The organism is Duganella sp. sic0402 (genome assembly GCF_019219065.1).
In the GTDB taxonomy this organism is placed as follows: domain Bacteria; phylum Pseudomonadota; class Gammaproteobacteria; order Burkholderiales; family Burkholderiaceae_D; genus Rugamonas.
In genome coordinates this window covers 447124-469373 of sequence record NZ_JAHUWK010000002.1, presented here as the reverse complement: position 1 = coordinate 469373, position 22250 = coordinate 447124, and the positions used below count along the sequence as shown (strand labels likewise).

The following is a 22250-nucleotide window of genomic DNA, read 5'->3' as shown; positions in this document are numbered from 1 at the left end:
TAGCACATGTCCCGTTTCTTTATTGATCGCCCGATTTTTGCGTGGGTGGTCGCGATTGTCATCATGCTGGGCGGCGTGATGGCGATTCTCGGCCTGCCGATCTCGCAATATCCAAGCATTGCACCGCCGTCGATTTCGATCACCGGCTCGTATCCAGGCGCTTCGGCCAAAACGGTGGAAGACGCCGTGACCCAGATCATCGAACAAAAGATGAAGGGTATCGATGGCCTGCGCTATATGTCGTCGTCGTCCGACGCGACTGGTGGTGTCAACATCACGCTGACCTTCAAGAGCGGCACCAATCCTGACATCGCGCAGGTGCAGGTGCAGAACAAGCTGCAGCTGGCGACGCCGCTGCTGCCTGCCGCCGTGCAGCAGCAAGGCCTGGTGGTCGCCAAGGCCACCAAGAACTTCCTGCTGGTGCTGGGCTTCGTGTCCGAAGACGGCAAGATGAGCAACGCCGACATCGGCGACTACGTGCTGGCCAACGTCACCGATCCGATCTCGCGCCTGGAAGGCGTGGGCGATGTGACCAACTTCGGTTCGCAGTACGCCATGCGCATCTGGCTGGACGCCGCCAAGCTGCAAAGCTACCAGCTGACACCAGCCGACATTTCCTCGGCCATCACCGCGCAGAATGCTGAAGTATCGGCCGGTGAACTGGGCGGCTTGCCTGCCGTCGCCGGCCAGCAGCTGAACGCTACCGTCACCGCACAAAGCCGTCTGCAGACCGCCGAGCAGTTCGGCGCCATCCTGCTGAAGACTTCCGCCAACGGCGCCACCGTGCACCTGCGCGATGTGGCCCGCATGGAGCTGGGCCGCGAGAACTACAACATCACCGCCCGCTACAACGGCAAGCCTGCCTCCGGCATGGCGATCAAGCTGGCTACCGGCGCCAACGCGCTGGACACCGCCAACCTGGTCAAGGCCAAAGTGGCCGAGATGGAAAAACGCTTCCCGCAAGGACTGAAGGCCGTGGTGGCGTTTGACACTACCCCGTTCGTCAAACTGTCGATCGAAGAAGTGGTGAAAACCCTGGTGGAAGCGGTCATCCTGGTATTCCTGGTGATGTATCTGTTCCTGCAAAACTTCCGCGCCACGCTGATTCCAACCATGGCGGTGCCGGTAGTGCTGCTGGGTACTTTCGCCATCCTGTCGGCGCTGGGCTACTCGATCAACACGCTGACCATGTTCGCGGTGGTGCTGGCGATCGGCCTGCTGGTGGACGATGCGATCGTGGTGGTGGAGAACGTTGAACGTATCATGAGCGAGGAAGGGCTGTCGCCGCTGGAGGCAACCCGCAAATCGATGACGCAGATCAGCGGCGCGCTGGTGGGTATCGCGCTGGTGCTGTCGGCGGTGTTTGTGCCGATGGCTTTCTTCAGCGGTTCGACCGGCGTGATTTATCGCCAGTTCTCGGTGACGATTGTGTCGGCAATGGTGCTGTCGGTGCTGGTGGCGATGATCTTCACGCCGGCGCTGTGCGCGACCATCCTCAAGCCGGTGGAAAAAGGCCATCACATGGCCGATACCGGTTTCTTCGGCTGGTTCAACCGCACCTTTGACCGCAGCAGCACCAAGTACCAGGGCATCGTCGGTTCGATCCTGAACCGCAGCGGCCGTTCGCTGATCATTTACGCCGCGATCCTGGTGGTGATGGGCCTGGCCTTCGTGCGCCTGCCGACTTCCTTCCTGCCGGAAGAAGACCAGGGCGTGCTGTTCTCGCAAATTCAATTGCCGACCGGCGCCACGCAAGAGCGTACGCTGAAGGTGATCGAGAAAGTCGAGAACCACTTCCTGACCAACGAAAAGAACAACGTCGCCTCGGTATTTGCGGTGGCGGGCTTCAGCTTCGCGGGTAATGGCCAGAACAGCGGCATCGCCTTCGTCCGCATGAAGGATTGGTCCGAGCGTCCGGGCAAGGATAATCGCGTTAGCGCGATTGCCGGCCGCGCCATGGGTGCGCTGTCGCAGATCAAGGACGCGATGGTATTCGCCTTCGCTCCGCCTGCGGTGCTGGAACTGGGTAATGCCTCCGGCTTCGACTTGCAGCTGCAAGATATCGGCGGCGTCGGTCACGAGGCGCTGATGGCGGCGCGTAACCAGATGCTGGGCATGGCCTCGCAGAGCAAGGTGCTGGTTGGCGTGCGTCCGAACGGCATGGAAGATACGCCGCAGTACAAGATCACTGTCGATCAGCAGAAAGCCATTGCGCTGGGTCTGGCGGTAGAGGATGTCAACAAGGTCCTGAGCACTGCCTGGGGTAGCGCTTACGTCAACGACTTCGTCGACCGTGGCCGCGTGAAGAAGGTGTACCTGCAAGGTGCGCCGGAAGCCCGCATGACGCCGGAAGACCTGAACAAGTGGTTCGTGCGTAACGCCAATGGCGAGATGGTGCCATTCTCGGCCTTCTCCAGCGGCAAATGGATCTACGCTTCGCCGCGTCTGGAACGCTACAACGGCCTGCCGTCGACCGAGATTCTGGGCGCGCCTGCGCCAGGTCAGAGCTCGGGTGCCGCCATGGCGGAAATCGAGAAGCTGGCGGAGAAACTGCCGCCAGGTATCGGCTACGAGTGGACCGGCCTGTCGACCGAAGAACGTGATTCCGGTTCGCAGACCACGCAGCTGTATGCGATCTCGATCCTGATCGTGTTCCTGTGCCTGGCCGCGCTGTATGAAAGCTGGTCGGTGCCGTTCTCGGTGCTGCTGGTGGTGCCGCTGGGTGTGATCGGTACGGTGCTGGCCACCATGCTGTTCAAGCTGTCGAACGACGTCTACTTCCAGGTCGGCCTGCTGACCGTGATTGGTCTGTCGGCGAAGAATGCGATTCTGATTGTGGAGTTTGCGAAGGAATTGCAGGACAAGGGCGAAGACCTGAAGAAGGCCACGCTGCACGCGGTCAAGCTGCGTCTGCGTCCTATCCTGATGACGTCGATCGCGTTTGGTCTGGGCGTGCTGCCGCTGGCAATCAGCAGCGGCGCCGGCTCGGGTAGCCAGAACGCGATTGGCGTGGGCGTGCTTGGCGGCATGCTGACCGCGACCTTCCTGGGTATCTTCTTCGTGCCGTTGTTCTTTGTGCTGGTGCGTGGCTACTTCACTCCGAAGAAGCCGGCCGCTCCTGCCACCGCTGTAGAGGTGCATTAATATGATGAAAAAATCCTTAATCACGATGGCTGCGCTGGCGATGCTGGCCGGTTGCAGCCTGGCGCCGGTGTATGAACGTCCGGCGCAGCCGGTGGCGCCGGCCTTCCCGAACGGCGACGCCTACAAGGGCGTGCCGGCAGCGGCGGCCGATGCCAAGCCGGTGTCGCAAATCCTGTGGCGCGAATACTTCGCCGACGCCAAGCTGCGCAAGGTGATCGAGCTGGCGCTGGCCAACAACCGCGACCTGCGCGTGTCGGTGCTGAACATCGAGAAGGCCAAGGCGCAGTACAACATCGACTCGGCGGCGCTGCTGCCGAAGCTGTCGGCGAATGTCAACCAGACCGCCTCCCGTACGCCGTCGACCATGACCGGCACCGGCGAGGCCGCCATCAACCGCCAGTACACCGGCGGCCTGGTGATGTCCTCGTATGAGCTGGACTTCTTCGGCAAGCTGCGCAACCAGTCGGAAGCGGGCCTGCAGACTTACCTGGGCACGGAAGAAGCCCGCCGCACCCAGCAGATCACGCTGGTGTCGGAAGTGGCGAATGCGTATTCGACGCTGATCGCCGATCAGCAGCGCCTGAAGCTGGCGCAGGAAACGCTGAAGTCGCAGCAGACCTCCTATGACCTGAGCAAGAAGCGCTTTGCCTCGGGCGTGGTGGCCGGCACCGATATGTACGATGCGCAGACCAGCGTGGAAACCGCGCGCAACGACGCAGCGGTCTACACCGCCCAAGTGGCGCTGGACCTGAACGCGCTGACGCTGCTGGTAGGTAGCGACTTGCCTGCCGAGCTGCTGCCGACCGGCGAGCTGGAAGAGGTGACGCGGCTGGCTGCCATCCCGGCCGGCCTGCCGTCGGACCTGCTGCACTCCCGTCCGGACGTGCAGGAAGCGGAACGCGCGCTGCGCGCCGCCAACGCCAATATCGGCGTGGCGCGCGCCGCCTTTTTCCCAAGCATCTCGCTGACGGCGTCTGGCGGCAGCGCCAGCTCGACCTTGTCCGGCCTGTTCAAGGCCGGCTCGTCGACCTGGAGCTTCGCGCCGCAGATCAACTTGCCGATCTTCGATGCTGGCGTCAACCGCGCCAACCTGAATATCGCCAAGGCGGACCGCGATATCTCGGTGGCGCAGTACGAGAAGTCGGTGCAGACCGCATTCCGCGAAGTGGCTGATGCACTGGCTACGCGCGGCACGCTGGATGAGCGCCTGTCGTCGCAAACGGCGCTGGTGGAAGCAACGCAGAAGAGCTACACCATCAATGAGGCGCGTTATCGGCAGGGTGCGGATTCGTACCTGAATGCACTGGTGTCGCAGCGCTCGCTGTATGCCGCGCAGCAGGGCCTGATCACCACGCGCCTTGCAAAAACCAGTAACGCCGTCACCTTGTACAAGGTGCTGGGCGGCGGCTGGCAGCCGGAGCTGCCACCTCAGCAGCAACAGCAGTAATAGCGCAGTAACAGCGCAGTAACAGCAGCTGCAAGGCTGATCCTGAATGGCGGGCGCCATGGCGCGCCCGCCGTCATATACTATTCATATACGCCCCAGGCAGATTACCAAGGACACCAATGAACACCCCGGTCAAACGACGCACAGACCCAGAGCGCGCGCAAAACCGCCGCAATCAGGTATTGCAGGCGGCCGCAGTGTGTTTCGCCCGTAGCGGCTTTCATGCCGCCAGCATGTCGGAGATCTCGAAAGAGGCCGGCATGAGCGCGGGGCATATCTATAATTACTTCGACAGCAAGGACGCTATCATCATGGCGTTTGTCGATCTGCACGCCGAGGATGTGCTGATCAAGCTGGGCGAACTGGATAGCCAGGAAGACCCGCTGCAATCGATGATCGACGGCGCGCCGGAGCATATCGAAAAACATCTGAAACCGCAGCCGACCGACCTGCCGCTGGAGATGTTTGCCGAAGCCGCGCGCAATCCGAAGATCGCCGAGGCGCTGCGCTGCGCCGACCGCAAGGTGGGCGAGCGCTTCCGCCCGATCATCAAGCGCGAGCGCGAGCGGCGTGGCCTGTCGGTGGATGACGCCTTGCTGGATGGCCGCATCGACACCATGGTGTCGCTGTTCCAGGGTCTGTCGATCCGCACCATACAGCGCCCCGACATGCAGAGCGACTCCCTTGTGGAAGGATGGCGGGTCGCACTGAAGGCATTGCTGCTGACCTGATTTGTCTCGTAATGTTTCGTGTCCTGCACAGGGGCGCGGGCTGTTGTACCATGCGTGATGTCTCTTTCCTTCTGATAGGAGCATCATGACTTCCTACGTAATTCCCGCCCATGACATCGTCGGCCTGCCGGTCGCCGGTACTTCCGATCTGTTCCCGGTGCGCCGCGTGTACTGCGTTGGCCGCAACTACGCCGGCCACGCGCGCGAGATGGGTTCCGACCCGGACCGCGAACCGCCGTTCTTCTTCTCCAAGCCGGGCGACGCGCAAGCGGTGGTCCCGGCTGCGCCCAACCGCGTGCTGGAATTGCCGTATCCGCCGCTGACCAGCAATCTGCACTATGAATGTGAACTGGTGGTCGCTATCGGCAAGGGCGGCGCTAACATCGCTGTTGAAGATGCGGCTTCACATATCTTCGGCTATGCGGTCGGCTTCGACATGACCCGCCGCGACCTGCAATTCAACATGCGCGACGCCGGGCGTCCTTGGGAAATCGGCAAGGCGTTTGATTTCTCGGCGCCGGTCGGGCTGATACACCGCGCCGATGAGGCGGGCGACATCAATCATGCGGCGATCCAGCTGGATGTGGATGGCGTGACCAAGCAATCGTCTTCGATCTCGCAGCTGATCTGGTCGATCAATGAAACCATCGCTAACCTGTCGACCTACTTCACGCTGGCGCCGGGCGACTTGATTTTCAGCGGCACACCGGAAGGTGTGGGCGCGGTAGTACGCGGCAATGTGCTCGAAGGCAAAGTGGCTGGCCTGTCGCCGATTACGGTTAAATTGGTATAAACCGTTTATAGCAGATCGTTGATCGCGCTGAGCGCGGCCAGCGATCCTGCTGCCAGGCCGACATCCTGCGGGCTGGCGACCTGCGGCTCGCGCGGATTGATGCGGATCATGTGGCCGTCTTGGCGGTTTCAGGCAAACATGACAAATACTTAAACCGGCTGCTATAATTAGCCGTTCGTCGGGGCGTAGCGCAGCCTGGTAGCGTACGTGCATGGGGTGCACGGGGTCGGAGGTTCGAATCCTCTCGCCCCGACCAACAAAATCAAAGACTTAGGCCAGCCGCGACGCTGGCCTTTTTCTTTGGTCGAAAAAACCGCGCCTGGCAGCGATGCCGATAAGGCATAGGCCAGCCAGCAACATGGTATAGATTTCCGGTTCGGGAATGGCGGACACATAGTTGGCTGGGGTGACCGAAAGCGTTTTCGGCACGCCGTAGAAAAAGGCGTTGGGCATACTAAACGACGCATATTTATCGAAATCCGCGCTGGAGACATCCATGACTGCAATGGTCTGGTTAAAGTCAGTGGAAGGAACGAACGCGACTTTGCTACTTTCCACGGAGTTATAAGCGGCTACGATAGCGGCTCCCGTATCGCCCCTCGACTGCGCTGTTGAAATGTAATCGATGCCGCTCCCGATGCCGGCCTGGCTGACCTGGCTGCCAATTATTTGCGACCCGCCCCTGGTGCTGGTTGAATAAATCGTCGCGGTTTGGTTATTGATCGTGAGCGTGGTAATGAAAGCCCCGCCAAATCCGGACAAGGCGTCCCGGTGTATGGCCGGATCGCTGTCAAAGAATTGCCAGTCGTCCGCGCCGACATTGGCTGTTATTGAGAGTGTGTAAGCCCATCCGGCGAGACTGTTTGTCACCGCCCATGTCCCTGTCAAATCGTAGCCTTCGGTGATGGTGCCGGTCGTGGTGACGGTCCATGCACCCTGGGCGCGTGCCGGCGTGGTCATTAAGGATAGCAACAGCGCTACAAGGAAAAGTATCCGTAGTTTCATTTTGAGCCTCCCTGTGCACGCGCGCGCCGGCGGGACATGCCGGCCACAGCCGTCAGACCAGCCAGCATCATTGCCCAGCTTTCAGGCTCCGGAACCTCGCTCACGAAGAACGCGTAACTGACGCTGCTGATCGTTGCGGACGATACCCCACTGTTGAGCTGATTCAGCCAGCTGGTCATCTCCACATCAACCGACGCAGACGAATGGAAAGCCATCGGCACGTTCTGGCTGTAGCTGTTGAGCGTGAATGGCGCTGCTTCTGAGACTGCCCGATGGTAGCTGTAGGCGTGCGCCGCAGGTCCGCTGCCGCCGGGGACGTATAGCGTATCGGACAGGGTGAAGCTGAAGCTACCGCCGTTTTGCGCGAGCTTGCTGGTCGCCTCGAAGGAATGCGCCAGAGCATTGGCGACGCCATATCCTGCATGGGGAATCACGACGATGGCCGGGTAGCCGTGGCCGTCGGCAATGTGCGCGCGCTCGTAGCCGCCTGGGTTTTCAACCGATACGGTAGCGCTCAGCAGATCGCTGGTGTCGAAGCTCAGGGCGCCGTTTTGCACGGAGGCGGTGGCGCCGAAAATGGATTCCATATAGTAATAATCGGCATTATCAGCGGTGATTTTGTGCCAGACGTCGCCCCAATCCGGGACGCCGGGCGGCTCTCCGGAAGCGAGCGCACTGGCCATCGGTGCGATCGTCAGGACGAGGGTAGCCATTAGTTTTCGCAACATGATTCATCCCCTTGAGTTATCGCGCCTGGACCCTCGGCACCGCATGTATTTTATGGCAATAGAAATTCATAAAGGTGTATTTTTTGAATCGTGCGCAGGTTTCTGCCATATGCCACCAGCCCAGTCTGTAGCTGGCTTGGTTCTTTTTGGGCTATTATGTTTCTTTCCTTGATGAAAGAGGTTGGATATGGCGGATTGGGACTGGAACAGCGCATCGTCCAGGGAGTCGCTGGTACTTCCGCGGGTGGATGCTTTGGCGATTTATACCAATGCCAATGGCGAAATTGTGCTGCGCCAGCAGGGCATGGAAGGGAATGAGGACAGCATTATCATCATCCCGAAAACGCAGGCGCAAGAAGTCATCAATGCGATGACCAATATGTTGGCTGACAAGTAGCCGTTAGCCGAAGAATTGCTTCACTTGGCCTCGGCGATGGCAAATTTCATGGACATAAGGTACTCCCTGGCTGAAAGCCGAGCGACTCTGCTCTGACCATGGTAGTCGCCTGCGGCAGCGTAAGAGTGATGCCGATCAGAGGAAACAATGGTTGGTATGGCACGGCACCACACTCCGTGCTATCCGGCGCACAGATGCGGACGCGGACGAGGCGGATGCAGCTGCCGCCCAGCGGATTGGCTGTACAGTTAATCCGCGCCTGCGCCGTACAAGCAGGCAAGCTGCCCGTCGCGATCGGTGTTGGCGCCAGGCTGCCATCCGCATTGCGCGCCAGCGACAGGTAATCGATGCGGACATGTGCATCGTTCACAGGCGCCCCGAGCAGCAGCGTACCGGGGCCGTCACGCAAGATCGCCGATTGGCGCACGCCGTCCATCACGCCCGGATTGCTGAAGTCGCTCGCCGCCGCCGCATGGGCCGCCCGCCGCGTCACCTCCTGCAAGGTGTTCCACAGATACAGCGCGCGCGCCGCTTCCAGCACAAAAAACACCACGCCGACCAAGATCACGATGCATAGGGCAAACTCGGCCACGGTCGCACCGCGTCCGCATCTCTGCCGTCGGTGGTGAGCGTCAGTTGCCCACATAGCGCATGGTGTGGCTGGCCCGCATGCGCAGGCTCGGTAGCGAGTCGGCGTAACCATGGAGTGTGCTTTGCAGGTCGAACATCACGGTGACGGTGACGCTGGCGGGCAGATAGTTGGGCAGGCCATTACAAGGCCCGCCATCGCAGCTGATAAAGACGATCAAGGCGCCAGGATCGGGTGCGACGGTGCCGAGCTCCTGGCGTATCATGGCGGTGGCGAGGTTAATTTCCTGTGTTGATAGCAGCGGATTTTTGATGTTCATGGCGGGCACGCTGGACAGGTAGCGCGCGCCGGCCCATGCCGATTTCTGTACGACTTCGTAGCTGTACAGCACGCGGCCGTAGAACAGCAGGCTGGCCAGCACGGTCAGCAGCACCGGCAGACAGAGTGCCAGTTCCAGCGCCACCGCCCCGCGCTGCCGGCTTCGCGCATGATTCATCGCTGTAGCTCCAGCGCACCGCTCAGCGACGATGGCGGTGCAATGCCTGCAAACTCGGTGCTGAGGCGGGTGGCGGTGGCCGGCACGGTCATGAAGAAGCGGCCGACGCCCAGCACGGTCGCGCTGGCGATGGCGCCGGGCGCAACCGGACAGGCCAGCAGCGCCACGTTGAGCACGCGCCGCTTGGCGACACCGGGTTGATGCGCCGCCGCCGGCGCTAGAAAGTGCGTGCCGCTGGTCTGGTTGTAGGGCGTGGCGGTCGATTGCGCGCTCGGGTAGCCGCTGGCGGTTGGCGGACCAGGCGTGTACAGCGAGGCCCAGGCGCTGACCGGGAAAACGGCATAGCCGTTGGCGGGCTCCGTCGCTTGCGCCGCGTAGGCTGCATACGGCACGGCTCTGGCGCCAGCCCACAGCGGCCCGTATTGTGCGGCGGTGTTGCTGGCGTCGCCGGGCAGCGGATCGGCGCGGGTCCAGAGTTTTCCGCCGCCGGTCCAGGCGCCGGCAGTTTGCGCTGCTGGTGTCGCCATCCAGCTGATGGTGGTGTAAGGGTAGGACCTGATGTTGCTGTCCGGCGGTGCTGCATCCGGCGTGCAGAGGTTGCCACTGTAGTCGTCGAAGCGCGAGTTCAGTTGTTGATACAAGGCGCTCAGTGGAAAGCCGCGCTGCACGGTCAATGCGCCACCCATGACGGTGGGCATCGCCAATTGGCCAGCGCAGATGAAGGGACCGACGACGCTGGTGGCGAAGTCGGCCGCCGTACCCGGCATGCCGGGCGACGCTAGCGGGGCGATGAGGAAGTTCTCCGGCGTCAGGCCGTTGGGATTCAGGTTCATCAAGTCGTAGGCTACGCCGCGACGAAAGCCGAATTCCACCAGCTCGTTAAAACTGCTGTTGCTGCTGACGTTGACGCGTGTGGCGGCTGGCGCTGGCGATTGCGCGCAGATCGCCAGCGGCGTCACTAGCGTGGAGACGCGCCCGGCCACTGCGCGCGCCGCTGCGCTGAGGGTACTGCGGCCATTGCTTGCTGCACGCATGAAGATGGTGCTTACCACGCCTGGGTCAACGCCGAGCAGGCGCGTGTCGACCTTGGCGTACATCATGCTGGCGGGAGAGGCTTGCGCGCCAGCGGCGCTGGTCCAGGCCGTGTCCGGCGTATCGGGTGTGGCGGCAAAGCGCAAGGCGTCACTGGACCAGCTGACTGTCTGTAGATTGTAGCGATAGTGGAAGTTGCCGGCGGCAGTGGCGGCCGCAGTGACAGCGCTGTTGACGCCACTGCTGGCGCCATTCAGTTCGCGTGCGGCGGCCAGCGCCGTGGCGTCTGCCATGATTTGCAACTCGGCCTTGCGGTTGTACAGTTGCGCCAGATCCAGCGCCAGCCCCAGCAAGCCCAGCATGCCGAGCAGCACGGCGCAGCACAGGATGGCGATCACGCCCCGCTGGCGCGTGAACTTGCGGCGGCGGGGCAGGGCGGTGGCAAACACAGGCAGCTCCTGACGATGGCGACCGTTCGATTTTATCCAGCAGGAAATATGCACTGTTGATGAGACGCAAGACTCCTGACAGAAACTGTCGCAGTCCCCCCGTACCATGGCTGCATTGTCAATCTTGAACGGAGACCCAGATGAGCCCCGATTACGTTTTGCTGTACGTTGATAACCCAGCCTCCAGCGCTGACTTCTACAGCGATCTGCTGAGCCTGCGACCGGTACAGTCCTCGCCGACCTTTGTGCTGTTTGTGCTGCCGTCCGGCCTGAAGCTGGGCTTGTGGTCGCGCCATACGGCCGAGCCCAAGGTGCTGGCCAATGGCGGCGGTAGCGAGCTGGCGTTTGCGGTGTCCGACCGTAGCGTGGTCAACGATTTGTATGCTGATTGGTCGGCGCGCGGGCTGGCCATCGCCCAACGTCCCACGTCGATGGACTTCGGCTACACCTTTGTGGCGCTGGACCGCGATGGTCACAGGCTGCGGGTGCTGAAGCTTGAAGTTTGAGCGAGTGACTTGTTGCGCGCCTTTTTCGTTGACACTCAAAATCAAGGGGTGTTATATTTATCTCAGGATTGGGAACGTTTCCAATCCCGTTTGACGCGCAACCTCGTCTCTTCGCCCCGCGAAGTTGCCGGCGCCTTGGGCGGCGCCGGTTTTTTTTTTGCCCGTCAGGCAGCAGCACCCATATAAAAATAGACGGAGACTGGATGGACAAGCACAGCACGGGCGCGACGCGCCTCGCGTGGACTTTGCGCTCGGCCGTGACCTTGCTGGCGCTGGGCGCAGGCGTTGCCGCGCAAGCCGCCGCCGCAGCCGCGCCGAAAGCGGAAGTAATGCACTGGTGGACCTCGAGCAGCGAATCCGCAGCCGTGCGCAAATTTGCCGATGCCTACCGCGCCGCCGGCGGCGTCTGGGGCGATACCGCGATTGCTGGCGCCGACCAGGCCAAGGCGGTCGCGATCAACCGCATCGTCGGCGGCAATCCACCGACTGCCGCGCAGTTCAACACCACCAAGCAATTCCGTGACCTGATTGATCAAGGTTCGCTTAATAACGTTGACGACATCGCCATCCGCGACCGCTGGGAGCAACTGATGCCGCAGCCAGTGCTGGACGTGATCAAGGTCAAGGGGCACTTCTACGCGGTGCCGGTGGACATTCATATGTCGACCTGGATCTGGTATTCCAAGGCCGCCTTCAAGAAAGCCGGCATCGCCAAGGAGCCGGCCACGCCGGACGAACTGTTCGCTGCGCTGGACAAGCTGAAAGCCGCCGGCCTGATCGGCCTGGCGCATGGCGGCCAGCCGTGGCAGGAGAACATTCTGTTCCAGGCCATGCTGGCGAATATCGGCGGCAAGGACCTGTACCTGCAAGTGCTGCGCGACCGGAGTCCGAAAGCGATCAACTCGGAGGCCTTCAAGAAAGTGCTGCTGGCCTTCAAGCGCCTGCAAGGCTATGTCGATACCGGCTCGCCGAACCGCAACTGGAACGATGCCACCGCCATGCTCATCAACGGCAGGGCGGGTGTGCAGATCATGGGCGACTGGGCCAAGGGCGAATTCGCCGCCGCCAGGCAAACCGCTGGCAAGGACTTTGGCTGCATCGCCGGGCTGGGGCCGAATGTGCCTTATCTGATCCAGGGCGATGCCTTCGTGTTCCCGAAGACGAAGAATCCGGACGCGGTGCGTGCGCAGAAGCTGCTGGCCACCAGCATGCTGGCGCCCAGCGCGCAGCTGGAATTTAACAAGATCAAGGGTTCGCTGCCTATCCTGAGCAATGTCGATACGTCGAGCATGGATGTGTGCGCGCAAGCCGGCATGGCGATCCTGAAGGACAAATCGCGCGCGGTCGGCATGATCGAGGTGCACCTGACGCCGGACCAGAACGGTGCCTTGCAGGATGTACTGACGACCTACTGGAACAGCCGCATGCCAGTGGAGAAAGCGCAGAAAGGCATCGCTTCGGCGCTGCTGGATTAAGTGCCGGTTGCTTGTCATGACTGGGTGCGTGGGTTATCCTTGCCGCCGCATAGATAGAACGGATAAGGGAACTCGTGGCAACCATTAAAGACGTAGCCCGGCTGGCGGGCGTGGGTTTGGGGACCGCCTCGCGCGTCATCAGCGGCAAGGGATCGGTATCGCAGTCCACGCAGGACAAGGTGCGCAAGGCGATTGAGGAGCTGGAGTTCCGGCCGTCGCACGCGGCGCGCTCGCTGCTGTCGGGTAGCTCGAAGATGATCGGCGTCTACATTCCGTACCTGAGCGGGACGTTCTACACGCCGATTCTGCAGTCGATCTACACGGCGCTGCGCGAAGCGGGCCTGAATATGGTGGTGGCGTTTGGCGTCGGCGACGGCGATGCGCGCAACCAGGCGATCGATGGCTTGAATTTCCTGATCGAGCGCGGCAGCGATGGCCTGATCGTGATGAGCAACGCGATGGAGGAAGAGGACTTTGCGGCGCTTGGGCCGTTCCAGTCGCGTGTGGTGGTGATCAACCAGGCCTTTGCCAGCATGGCGAAGCAGTGCTTCACGGTCGATCACGGCGCCGGCGGGCGGCTGGCGGCGCGCACCTTGCTGGATGCGGGCCACCGCGAGATCGCGGTGATTGCCGGCCGCGCGGCGGCGCCCGACAATCAGGAGCGTATCGCCGGGTTCAAGGCGGAGCTGGAAGCGGCGGGCATCGACACCGGCAAGATGTGGATGGCCGATGGCGAGTTCACCTCGGAGGGCGGACTGGCGTGTGCAAGGCAGTTGCTGGCGTCCGGCGTGGAAGTGACGGCGGTATTTTGCGCCAATGATGAGATGGCGGTCGGCGCGTTGTCGGCCTTCCAGAAAGCCGGTGTGCAGGTGCCGCAGCAGGTGTCGGTGTTGGGCTACGACGATACGCACAGCGCGGAGTTTACCGCGCCGCAGCTGACCAGCGTGCATATCCCGTGGAGCGAGATGACGATGAATGGATTGAATTATTTGCTGAATCAGTGTTACGGCTTGAATCGTCCGGTGGCGCGTGAATATCACCTGCATGTGGCGGAACGCGATTCGCTGACGCGTAAAACAAAGTAAAGATAAAGAGCACGCGCTGGTCGCATGCTCTTTTTTTGCGGTATATTGGAAACGATTCCATCAACGGAGACGGCATGCTGATAAAACGAATGGCGGTGTGGCTTGCATTTCTGCTGGCTGGCGCGGCGCAGGCGCAAAACGCCTTGCCCATGCTGCATACGGAAGGCACCCGATGGCTGGCAGCGGATGGGCAGCAAACTGCGCTGCGCGGCGTCAACCTGGGCAATTACCTGATCCAGGAGTTCTGGATGATGGGGCAGGAGAGCAAGGCCGTTGATGACCAGTGCAAGCTGGAAGCGTTGCTGGACCGGCGCTTCGGCTACGACGAGCGGCAGCGCTTGTACACGCTGTTCCGCGACAACTGGATCAAGCCGCGTGACTGGGACATGCTGTCCAAGCTGAATCTGAACCTGGTGCGGCTGCCGTTTATCTACAGCGTGATCGAAGATGAAAAGCATCCGCGCCAACTGCGCGCCGATGCGTGGAAATACCTGGACAGTGTTATCGAGCAGGCCGAGAAGCGCGGCATTTACGTGATCCTTGACCTGCATGGCGCCGTCGGCAGCCAGGGCTGGGAGCATCACAGCGGCTGCGCTGGCAAGAACAAATACTGGGACACGCCCGAGTATCAGGAGCGCACCATCTGGCTGTGGCAGCAGATCGCCGCACGCTACAAGGATCGCGGCGCGGTGGCCGGTTACAGCATTCTCAATGAGCCATGGGGCACCACGCCGGAGAACCTGGCGGTGGTCATGGGCACGCTGTACCAGGCGATCCGCGAGATCGATAAGCAGCACGTCATCATCCTGCCCGGCCATAGCAAGGGCATCGACGCGTACGGCAAGCCATCCGACCATGGCATGTTCAATGTCGCCTTCGAAATGCATCCGTATCCGGGCCACTTCGGCTGGGGCACGCCGGGGCTGGATGTGCATCGCGGCTGGCTGCAATGCACGGGTGAAGGCGACAACGTTTGCAAGTGGAAGGCCAGGCTGGAAGGCTTGAACACCGCCTTCTTCGTTGGCGAGTTTCAGCCCTGGGCCTTCATGGGCGCTGAACTCGGCGGCCAGATGCTGCGCGTCACGTACGACACCTATGTCGCCAACGGCTGGGCCTCGACCGCGTGGGCTTACAAGGTGGTGACCAACAAGGGCGGCCAGGGCAAGGGCACCTGGGGCCTGGTTACCAACGCGCCAGGCGCAAAGATTCCGCAACTCGACTTCAACCAGGCCTCGCTGGCCGATATCGAAAACCTGTTCCGCCTGTTTGGCAGCGTGCCGTATGAGCCGCAGCAAACTGCCATCAAGTGGATGAACTCTCCAACACCGCCTACTCCATTCGCCAAATAAAAACTATGACCATGATCTTTACTGACCTGCCTACGGCGATCAAGCGCTCCGACTTTGCCAGCGACTTTTTGTGGGGTGTTTCCACGTCCGCCTACCAGATTGAAGGCGCGGCCGCCGTTGATGGACGCGTGCCGTCGATCTGGGATACTTTCAGCGAGACGCCGGGCAAGATCCGCGACGGCTCCACCGGCGCTGTCGCTTGCGACCACTATCACCGCTGGGAGGAAGACCTGGACCTGGCGCAGGCGATGGGGCTGAACTCCTATCGCTTCTCGATCGCCTGGACGCGTATCTTCAACGGCGTGGATGCAGCGCCGAATCCGAAAGGGCTGGCGTTCTATTCGGCGCTGGTGGACGGCATGCTGGCGCGCGGCCTGCAACCTTGGTGCACGCTGTATCACTGGGATCTGCCGCAGTACATACAGGACCAAGGCGGATGGAACAACCGCGCCACCATCGATCTGTATCTGCACTATGTGGATGTGATCACCAAACACCTGGGCGGCCGCGTCAAGCACTGGATCACGCACAATGAGCCGTGGTGCACGGCCATGCACGGCAACTGGGACGGCATGCACGCGCCGGGCAACAAGTCGTTGCCGCTGGCGCTGCAGGTCTGCCATAACGTACTGGTGTCGCACGGCCGCGCGGTGCCGCTGATACGCGCCAATGTGGCGGAGGCCAAGGTCGGTATCGCTCTGAGCCTGCATCCGGTCAAGGCGGCCAGTGACAGTGCGGCCGATGTCGCGGCCGTGTCACGCCACGACGCGCTGCGCAACCGCTGGTTCCTGGATGTGCTGTATGGCCGTGGCTATCCGGCGGAAGCGCTGGCGCTGGTGGGCAAGGATGCGCCGCAGATCGAAGCGGGCGATCTGGAAGCGATCGCTGTGCCGTGTGATTTCCTCGGCGTGAACTACTACTTCCCTGAAGTGGTGGAGGACGCGCCGGACGCGTATCCGCTGCGCACCCGCATCGTTTATCCGCAAGACCGCCAGCGCACCGACTTTGGCTGGGAGGTGTCGCCGGAAGGACTGATTACGCTGCTGGAGCGCGTGGCGCGCGATTACCCTACCGGTGATTTGTACGTGACTGAAAACGGTTCATCCTACGACGACTACATCGGCGCGGACGATGCGGTGACTGATACCGCGCGCCGCGACTACCTGATCCGCCACCTGGCGGCGATGCGCGATGCGATTGCAGCAGGCAGCAAGATCAAAGGCTACTTCGCCTGGAGCCTGCTGGATAACTTTGAGTGGGCGGAAGGCTATCTGCGCCGCTTCGGCCTGACCTATATCGACTACGCAAGCCAGCGCCGCATCGTCAAGCAGAGCGGCGAGTGGTACAGCGCCTTTGTGCGCGGCCGCTAGCCCCCGCCGTCATTCCCGCGCACGCGGGAATCCATACTGAGCATAGATTCCCGCGTGCGCGGGAATGAAAAATAACGGAGACTTAAGCAATGAATTCGCACAACCACATCCTGCGCCGCGCCGTCGTGGCAGCCACGCTGGCGCTGGGCGCCGCCGCCAGCATCGCCGCACCCGCCGCCAGGCCACTGACCGACTGGCCGCACATCACCAGCGCGGTCAAGCAAGACCCGGCCATGGAAGCGCGCATCAAGCAGATCGTGGCCGGCATGACGCTGGCGCAGAAGATCGGCCAGATGACCCAACCTGAAATCAAGTTCAGCACGCCGGAAGACATCCGCAAATACTACATCGGCTCCGTGCTGAATGGCGGCGGCAGCTGGCCGCAAGGGAATAAGCACGCCAGCGCGGCCGAATGGGTCAAGCTGGCCGACGCCTACTACGATGCGTCGATGAGCACCGACATGAAAACGCAGATCCCGGTCATCTGGGGCATCGACGCCATGCACGGCAACTCGAATATGTATGGCGCCACGCTGTTCCCGCATAACATCGGCCTTGGCGCCGCACGCGATCCCAAGCTGGTTGGCGAGATGGCGCGGTCGGTTGCGCGCGCCGTGCGCGCCACCGGCATCGACTGGGTGTTCGCGCCAACGCTGGCGGTAGTGCGCGATGACCGCTGGGGCCGCACGTACGAAAGCTTCTCGGAAGATCCATCCATCGTGCGCGATTACGCCGGTGAATACGTCAAAGGCTTGCAGGGCGACCTGAAGTCCGACAACACCGTGGTAGCCACCGCCAAACACTTTGTGGGCGATGGCGGCACCTTCGAAGGCAAAGACCGTGGCGTCAACCAGTCGGCCAAGCCGGAGATGCTGAATATTCACGCGCCAGGCTACTACCCGGCGCTGGAAGCGGGCGTGCAGACCGTGATGGCCTCCTTCAACAGCTGGAATGATATCAAGGGCGGCGCCAACCACAGCAAGCTGCACGGCAGCCGCGAGCTGCTGACGGTGGCGCTGAAAGAAAAGATGGGCTTCGACGGCTTCATCGTCAGCGACTGGAACGGTATCGGCGAAGTAGCCGGCTGCGCGGAAGACAGCTGCGCCGCTTCGATCAACGCCGGCATGGACATGATCATGGTGCCGGAGAAGTGGAAGGCCTTCATCGCCAACACCATTGCGCAGGTGGAGAAGGGCGAGATTCCGCTGTCGCGCATCGACGACGCGGTGACCCGCATCCTGCGCGTCAAAATGCGCGCAGGCCTGTTCGATGGCAAAAAGCCTTCGCAGAACATCTACGCGGGCAAGCAGGAAGCCTTGCAGGACCGCGCGCTGGCGCGCAAGGCGGTGCAGGAGTCGCTGGTACTGCTGAAGAATAACGGCGGCGTGCTGCCGCTGGCGCGCGGCAAGAAGATACTGGTGGTCGGCAAGAGCGCGGACAATATGGCCAACCAGTCGGGCGGCTGGTCGCTGACCTGGCAGGGCACCGACAACAAGAACAGCGACTATCCATTCAGCGACACCATTCTGGCGGCGGTGCAGGATGTCGCCGGCAAGGACAACGTTACCTACAGCGAAAATGCGGCCGGTGTCGATGTCAGCAAATACGACGCGGTGATCGCGGTGATCGGCGAGACGCCCTATGCGGAAGGCGACGGCGACATCGGCCCGGCCGGCACGCTGCGCCTGTCCGGCCGTCATCCGGAAGACCTGGCGGTGCTGCAAGCGGTATCGGGCAAGGGCAAGCCGGTGGTGACGCTGCTGATCACCGGCCGTCCGCTGTACACCAACGACATCATCAACCTGTCGGACAGCGTGGTGGCAGCATGGCTGCCGGGCACCGAGGGCAAGGGCGTCACCGATGTGCTGTTCCGCAAGGCAGATGGCAAGCTCAATCTGGACTTCCGCGGCAAGCTGTCGTTCTCCTGGCCCAAGTCGGCCTGCCAGTCGCCGCTGAATGTGGGTGATGCGGACTATGCACCGCTGTTCAAGTTCGGCTACGGCCTGAATTACCGCAGCAAGGTTGCCGTGCCAACGCTGGACTCTGGCTCTCCTGAGGGCGGCTGCGGCAAATCGCTGGCGGTCCCGGTGTACAATCCGGCCGACCGCTCGACGTATGGCCTGTATGTCAGCGGTGGTGGCCAGCGGGTGGCGCTGGGTGCGGATCTGAACGCGGTGTTCAACCTGCCAACCGTGAAAGTGGAGACCGCGCAGATCAGCACCCAGCAGGACGCCAAGCGCCTGACCTGGACCGGTCCGGCCAGGCTGGAAGCACAGGCTGGCAAGGCACGCAAGTTGCCGGCGTTTGCCAGCACCGACGGCGCGCTGCAATTTGATACTATCGTGACGGCCGCGCCGCAAGGCAAGGTTTTGATCGGCATGGAGACGACGGAGCTGGACGCCAGCGCGCTCATGAAGCAACTGGTTGGCAAGGGCAAACAGACGGTCAAGATTCCGCTGTCCTGCTTTGCCGCCAAGGGCTTGCCGCTGGCGGCGTTCAGCACGCCATTCAGCGTGGCCGCCGACGCACCGTTCGTAGCGACGTTCGCCAACATCCAGATCGTTGGCGGCGCCGCCAAGGACAAAGATGCGCTGGCGTGCGGCGACTTTAAATAATAAAAGGGGAATGTAAAAGCATGGAACATTATTCGCAAACTGCCGCCGCGCCGGGGCAGTCACATGCGGGCGGCAATACCGGCCCGCTGGTCATCGTCACTATTCTGTTTTTCATGTGGGGTCTGCTGACCTCCTTGAATGATGTGCTGATTCCTCACCTGAAGGCAGTCTACACGCTGACGTATGTGCAGGCGATGCTGGTGCAGTTCTGCTTCTTTGGCGCGTACTTCATCGTGTCGCTGCCGGCCGGCATGCTGATCAAGAAGCTCGGCTACCAGAACGGCGCCGTGGCCGGGCTGACGATTGCGGCTGCCGGCTGCGCCTTGTTCTATCCTGCGGCGACCAGCGGCTACACGCTGTTCCTGATCGCCTTCTTCGTGCTGGCGGGCGGCATCACCATCCTGCAAGTGGCGGCCAATCCATATGTAGCGGTGCTGGGCGATCCGCGTACCGCATCGAGCCGCCTGACCTTGACACAGGCTTTCAACTCGCTGGGCACTACTGTGGCGCCGGCGCTGGGCGGCATGCTGATCCTCGGTGGCGGGCTTTTGAGTTCTGCCGATCTGGCCAAGCTGCCGGAAGTAGAGCAGGCCGCGTACCGCGCCAAGGAAGCGGCCAGCGTGCAAGGTCCCTACCTGGCGCTGGCGGCTGCGCTGCTGGTGCTGGCGGTCCTGTTTGCGCTGGCGCGTCTGCCAAAGATTGTCGATGGGGAGCAGGATGGCGCGCAGGGCGGTTTTACTGAGGTGCTCAAGCATCGCCACCTGGCGCTGGGCGTGGTGGCGATTTTCCTGTACGTCGGCGGCGAGGTGTCGATCGGCAGCTTCCTGATTAACTTCCTGGGCGAGCCGCATGTGGCGGCACTGCCGGCGGAGACGGCAGCGCACTACGTCAGCTTCTACTGGGGCGGCGCGATGATCGGCCGCTTCATCGGCTTTGCCGTGATGCGTACGATCAGCCCTGGCAAGGCGCTGGCCTTCAATGCGGCAGCGGTGATTGTGCTGGTGCTGCTGGCGATCTTCAGCAGCGGCTCGCTGGCGATGTGGTCGATCCTGGCGGTGGGCCTGTTCAACTCCATCATGTTCCCGACCATCTTCTCGATGGCGCTGAACAAACTGGGCCCGCTGACCGGCCAGGGTTCGGGCGTGCTGTGCATGGCCATCGTTGGCGGTGCGCTGGTGCCGTTCGCGCAGGGCTATCTGGCGGACACCGTCAGCTTGCAGCTGTCGTTCCTGGTGCCGGCCGCGTGCTATCTGTTCATCCTGTACTTCGGCCTGAAGTACGCGAACATGTACAGCGAAAAATAAGCCGCTTTTTGTTCAATCATCCTGCTTTTTAGGAAAGCGCTTCTAATCCCGGCTTTCCTGAATCGTGCGCACTGACCTCGGTTGTTTTGTCTGCCTAGAATCTGACATCTCAACTGAGGGAGTGTGCATCATGAGTCATCCTGTAAAAGCGTATTTGATCGGCGGCGGCATTGGTTCGCTGGCCGCAGCGGCCTTCATGATCCGCGATGGTGGCGTGGCGGGCGGCGATATCACCATCTTTGAAGCCTTGCCGCTGGCGGGCGGCAGCCTTGACGGCGGCGGCAATCCGGACAGCGGCTATACGCTGCGCGGTGGCCGCATGCTCACCACCGACAACTATGAGTGCACCTGGGATCTGTTCAAGAGCATCCCGTCGCTGGAGCATCGAGGGCAGACGGTGTACGACGAAACCATCGCCTTCAATGCGCTGCACAAGTCGCATTCGCGGGCGCGGCTGGTGGACCGCAACCGCTTCAAGGTGGATGTCAGCTCGATGGGCTTTTCCATGCAGGACCGGCTGGAGCTGGTGAAGCTGGAGGAGGCCGACGAAAAAGACCTCGGCGATAGCGCCATCACTGACTGGCTGTCGCCGGAATTCTTTGAGACCAAGTTCTGGTATATGTGGGCCACCACCTTTGCCTTCCAGCCTTGGCATAGCGCGGTGGAGTTCAAGCGCTATCTGCGCCGCTTCATGATGGAGTTTTCGCGGATCGAGACGCTGGCCGGCGTCAAGCGCACTGTCTATAACCAATATGATTCGCTGGTACGGCCTTTGCAGCATTGGTTGCAAGCGCAGGGTGTGCAGGTACTGCTGGGCGCCAAGGTCGAAGACTTTTCGCTGACCGAGGATGCCTCGACCGTCACCGCGATCCGCTATGTGCGCGATGCTGAGACGCACACAATCCAGGTTCGCCCGGAAGACCTGGTGTTCTTCCAGAACGGTTCCATGACCGACGCGTCCAGCTACGGCAGTATGCACAGCGCACCGCCCAAGCTGGATAAGCGTGACAGCCAGGGCTGGACGCTGTGGGAGAAGCTGGCTGCCGGTCGTCCGCAGTTCGGCAATCCGGCAGCGTTCAATTCCAGTATTCCGGAATCCTGGTGGGAGTCGTTTACGGTGACGCTGAAAGATCCGGTTTTCTTTGACCGCATGGAGAAGTTCACCGGCAATGTGGCTGGCACGGGCGGCCTGGTGACCTTCAAGGATTCCAACTGGTTCATGTCGGTGGTGCTGGCGCATCAGCCGCACTTTGCTGGACAGCCGGACGGCGTGCAGGTGTTCTGGGGCTATGGCCTGCATCCGGACCGCATCGGCAATTTCGTCGCCAAGCCAATGGCGGAGTGCAGCGGTGAGGAGATCTTGCGCGAGCTGTGCGGCCATCTGAACTTTGATTATGCCGAGGTGATGTCGAACGCGAATTGCATCCCCTGCCGCATGCCCTACATCACCAGCATGTTCATGCCGCGCCAGCATAGCGACCGCCCATTGCCGGTGCCGGTGGGCTCGCGCAACCTGGCCTTGATCAGCCAATTCGTAGAGGTGCCGGAAGATGTGGTGTTCACTGTCGAATACTCCGTGCGCGCGGCGCAGATGGCGGTTTACCAGCTGCTCGGCGTCCAGCGCGAGGTGCCGCCAGTTACCGCGCACGACGAATCGCTGAAAGTGAAATTTGACGCGCTGATCAAGGCCTTCAAATAATTACGCCAATGTGCCCATCAGCTTTTGCATGGGCGT

18 protein-coding genes and 1 tRNA gene are annotated in these 22250 nt (G+C 61.7%); 14 read left to right on the top strand and 5 right to left on the bottom strand.

Annotated features, from left to right (window positions below):
- The first annotated feature begins 6 nt into the window (after positions 1-6).
- From KW842_RS07675 to KW842_RS07655, 5 genes are all read left to right on the top strand, one after another.
- Positions 7-3144 (top strand): efflux RND transporter permease subunit, encoded by a 3138-nt coding sequence (locus KW842_RS07675; RefSeq protein ID WP_218303493.1) that lies wholly within the window; start codon positions 7-9, stop codon positions 3142-3144.
- 4 nt (positions 3145-3148) lie between these two features.
- Complete coding sequence (gene adeC, locus KW842_RS07670) at positions 3149-4591, top strand: AdeC/AdeK/OprM family multidrug efflux complex outer membrane factor (RefSeq protein WP_218303751.1); 1443 nt, start codon at positions 3149-3151, stop codon at positions 4589-4591.
- A 119-nt stretch (positions 4592-4710) separates the two neighbouring features.
- Positions 4711-5322 carry a TetR/AcrR family transcriptional regulator gene (locus tag KW842_RS07665; RefSeq protein ID WP_218303492.1) on the top strand — a complete coding sequence of 204 codons (612 nt, stop codon included), beginning with the start codon at positions 4711-4713 and terminating at the stop codon, positions 5320-5322.
- Between the two features lie 85 nt (positions 5323-5407).
- The gene (locus tag KW842_RS07660; protein WP_218303491.1) at positions 5408-6115 is read left to right on the top strand and encodes a fumarylacetoacetate hydrolase family protein; all 708 of its coding nucleotides are present in this window, start codon (positions 5408-5410) and stop codon (positions 6113-6115) included.
- A 179-nt stretch (positions 6116-6294) separates the two neighbouring features.
- Positions 6295-6371: transfer RNA gene (locus tag KW842_RS07655), tRNA-Pro, on the top strand.
- Between the two features lie 14 nt (positions 6372-6385).
- Here KW842_RS07655 and KW842_RS07650 read toward each other — a convergent pair.
- Positions 6386-7120: a PEP-CTERM sorting domain-containing protein gene (locus KW842_RS07650; RefSeq protein ID WP_218303490.1), complete on the bottom strand. Its 735-nt coding sequence runs from the start codon at positions 7118-7120 to the stop codon at positions 6386-6388.
- Positions 7117-7833 carry a PEP-CTERM sorting domain-containing protein gene (locus KW842_RS07645; protein WP_218303489.1) on the bottom strand — a complete coding sequence of 239 codons (717 nt, stop codon included), beginning with the start codon at positions 7831-7833 and terminating at the stop codon, positions 7117-7119. Before KW842_RS07645 ends, KW842_RS07650 begins: the two co-directional genes overlap by 4 nt.
- A 202-nt stretch (positions 7834-8035) precedes the next feature.
- Here KW842_RS07645 and KW842_RS07640 point away from each other — a divergent pair, with 202 nt between their 5' ends.
- A complete protein-coding gene (locus KW842_RS07640) occupies positions 8036-8245 on the top strand; it encodes a hypothetical protein (RefSeq protein WP_218303488.1) in 210 nt (69 codons plus the stop codon).
- A gap of 46 nt (positions 8246-8291) precedes the next feature.
- On the opposite strand, the gene KW842_RS07635 is transcribed toward KW842_RS07640, so the two are convergent.
- The 3 genes from KW842_RS07635 to KW842_RS07625 are packed head-to-tail and all read right to left on the bottom strand — an operon-like array spanning position 8292 to position 10811.
- Positions 8292-8837: a TadE/TadG family type IV pilus assembly protein gene (locus tag KW842_RS07635; RefSeq protein WP_373925147.1), complete on the bottom strand. Its 546-nt coding sequence runs from the start codon at positions 8835-8837 to the stop codon at positions 8292-8294.
- Between the two features lie 40 nt (positions 8838-8877).
- Positions 8878-9330, bottom strand: a complete 453-nt coding sequence (locus KW842_RS07630) for a TadE/TadG family type IV pilus assembly protein (protein WP_218303486.1) — start codon at positions 9328-9330, stop codon at positions 8878-8880.
- On the bottom strand, positions 9327-10811 hold the full coding sequence (locus tag KW842_RS07625; RefSeq protein WP_373925146.1) for a pilus assembly protein TadG-related protein: 1485 nt from the start codon (positions 10809-10811) through the stop codon (positions 9327-9329). The genes KW842_RS07630 and KW842_RS07625 overlap by 4 nt, the downstream gene beginning before the upstream one ends.
- 140 nt (positions 10812-10951) lie before the next feature.
- Between KW842_RS07625 and KW842_RS07620 the strand changes: the two genes are divergently transcribed.
- The 8 genes from KW842_RS07620 to KW842_RS07585 all read left to right on the top strand — a co-directional run bounded on the left by KW842_RS07620 (position 10952) and on the right by KW842_RS07585 (position 22214).
- Complete coding sequence (locus KW842_RS07620; protein WP_218303484.1) at positions 10952-11317, top strand: VOC family protein; 366 nt, start codon at positions 10952-10954, stop codon at positions 11315-11317.
- Positions 11318-11520: 203 nt separating this feature from the next.
- Positions 11521-12792, top strand: a complete 1272-nt coding sequence (locus KW842_RS07615) for an ABC transporter substrate-binding protein (protein WP_218303483.1) — start codon at positions 11521-11523, stop codon at positions 12790-12792.
- Between the two features lie 74 nt (positions 12793-12866).
- The gene (locus KW842_RS07610) at positions 12867-13877 is read left to right on the top strand and encodes a LacI family DNA-binding transcriptional regulator (protein ID WP_218303482.1); all 1011 of its coding nucleotides are present in this window, start codon (positions 12867-12869) and stop codon (positions 13875-13877) included.
- 74 nt (positions 13878-13951) lie between these two features.
- Entirely contained in the window at positions 13952-15226 is a 1275-nt protein-coding gene (locus KW842_RS07605; protein WP_218303481.1) for a glycoside hydrolase family 5 protein, read from the top strand.
- Positions 15227-15237: 11 nt separating this feature from the next.
- Entirely contained in the window at positions 15238-16596 is a 1359-nt protein-coding gene (locus KW842_RS07600) for a GH1 family beta-glucosidase (RefSeq protein ID WP_373925145.1), read from the top strand.
- Between the two features lie 89 nt (positions 16597-16685).
- Positions 16686-19211, top strand: a complete 2526-nt coding sequence (locus KW842_RS07595) for a glycoside hydrolase family 3 protein (protein ID WP_218303479.1) — start codon at positions 16686-16688, stop codon at positions 19209-19211.
- A gap of 20 nt (positions 19212-19231) precedes the next feature.
- Positions 19232-20515 carry a sugar MFS transporter gene (locus tag KW842_RS07590; protein WP_218303478.1) on the top strand — a complete coding sequence of 428 codons (1284 nt, stop codon included), beginning with the start codon at positions 19232-19234 and terminating at the stop codon, positions 20513-20515.
- Between the two features lie 130 nt (positions 20516-20645).
- Complete coding sequence (locus tag KW842_RS07585) at positions 20646-22214, top strand: oleate hydratase (RefSeq protein ID WP_218303477.1); 1569 nt, start codon at positions 20646-20648, stop codon at positions 22212-22214.
- The last annotated feature ends 36 nt before the right edge of the window (positions 22215-22250 follow it).

Coding starts and splice junctions, on each gene's coding strand:
- KW842_RS07620 (WP_218303484.1), top strand. CDS start 10,952: ATGAGCCCCGATTACGTTTTGCTGTACGTTGATAACCCAGCCTCCAGC.
- KW842_RS07665 (WP_218303492.1), top strand. CDS start 4,711: ATGAACACCCCGGTCAAACGACGCACAGACCCAGAGCGCGCGCAAAAC.
- KW842_RS07650 (WP_218303490.1), bottom strand. CDS start 7,120: ATGAAACTACGGATACTTTTCCTTGTAGCGCTGTTGCTATCCTTAATG.
- KW842_RS07600 (WP_373925145.1), top strand. CDS start 15,238: ATGATCTTTACTGACCTGCCTACGGCGATCAAGCGCTCCGACTTTGCC.
- adeC (WP_218303751.1), top strand. CDS start 3,149: ATGAAAAAATCCTTAATCACGATGGCTGCGCTGGCGATGCTGGCCGGT.
- KW842_RS07675 (WP_218303493.1), top strand. CDS start 7: ATGTCCCGTTTCTTTATTGATCGCCCGATTTTTGCGTGGGTGGTCGCG.
- KW842_RS07640 (WP_218303488.1), top strand. CDS start 8,036: ATGGCGGATTGGGACTGGAACAGCGCATCGTCCAGGGAGTCGCTGGTA.
- KW842_RS07590 (WP_218303478.1), top strand. CDS start 19,232: ATGGAACATTATTCGCAAACTGCCGCCGCGCCGGGGCAGTCACATGCG.
- KW842_RS07660 (WP_218303491.1), top strand. CDS start 5,408: ATGACTTCCTACGTAATTCCCGCCCATGACATCGTCGGCCTGCCGGTC.
- KW842_RS07595 (WP_218303479.1), top strand. CDS start 16,686: ATGAATTCGCACAACCACATCCTGCGCCGCGCCGTCGTGGCAGCCACG.
- KW842_RS07645 (WP_218303489.1), bottom strand. CDS start 7,833: ATGGCTACCCTCGTCCTGACGATCGCACCGATGGCCAGTGCGCTCGCT.
- KW842_RS07605 (WP_218303481.1), top strand. CDS start 13,952: ATGCTGATAAAACGAATGGCGGTGTGGCTTGCATTTCTGCTGGCTGGC.
- KW842_RS07585 (WP_218303477.1), top strand. CDS start 20,646: ATGAGTCATCCTGTAAAAGCGTATTTGATCGGCGGCGGCATTGGTTCG.
- KW842_RS07630 (WP_218303486.1), bottom strand. CDS start 9,330: ATGAATCATGCGCGAAGCCGGCAGCGCGGGGCGGTGGCGCTGGAACTG.
- KW842_RS07615 (WP_218303483.1), top strand. CDS start 11,521: ATGGACAAGCACAGCACGGGCGCGACGCGCCTCGCGTGGACTTTGCGC.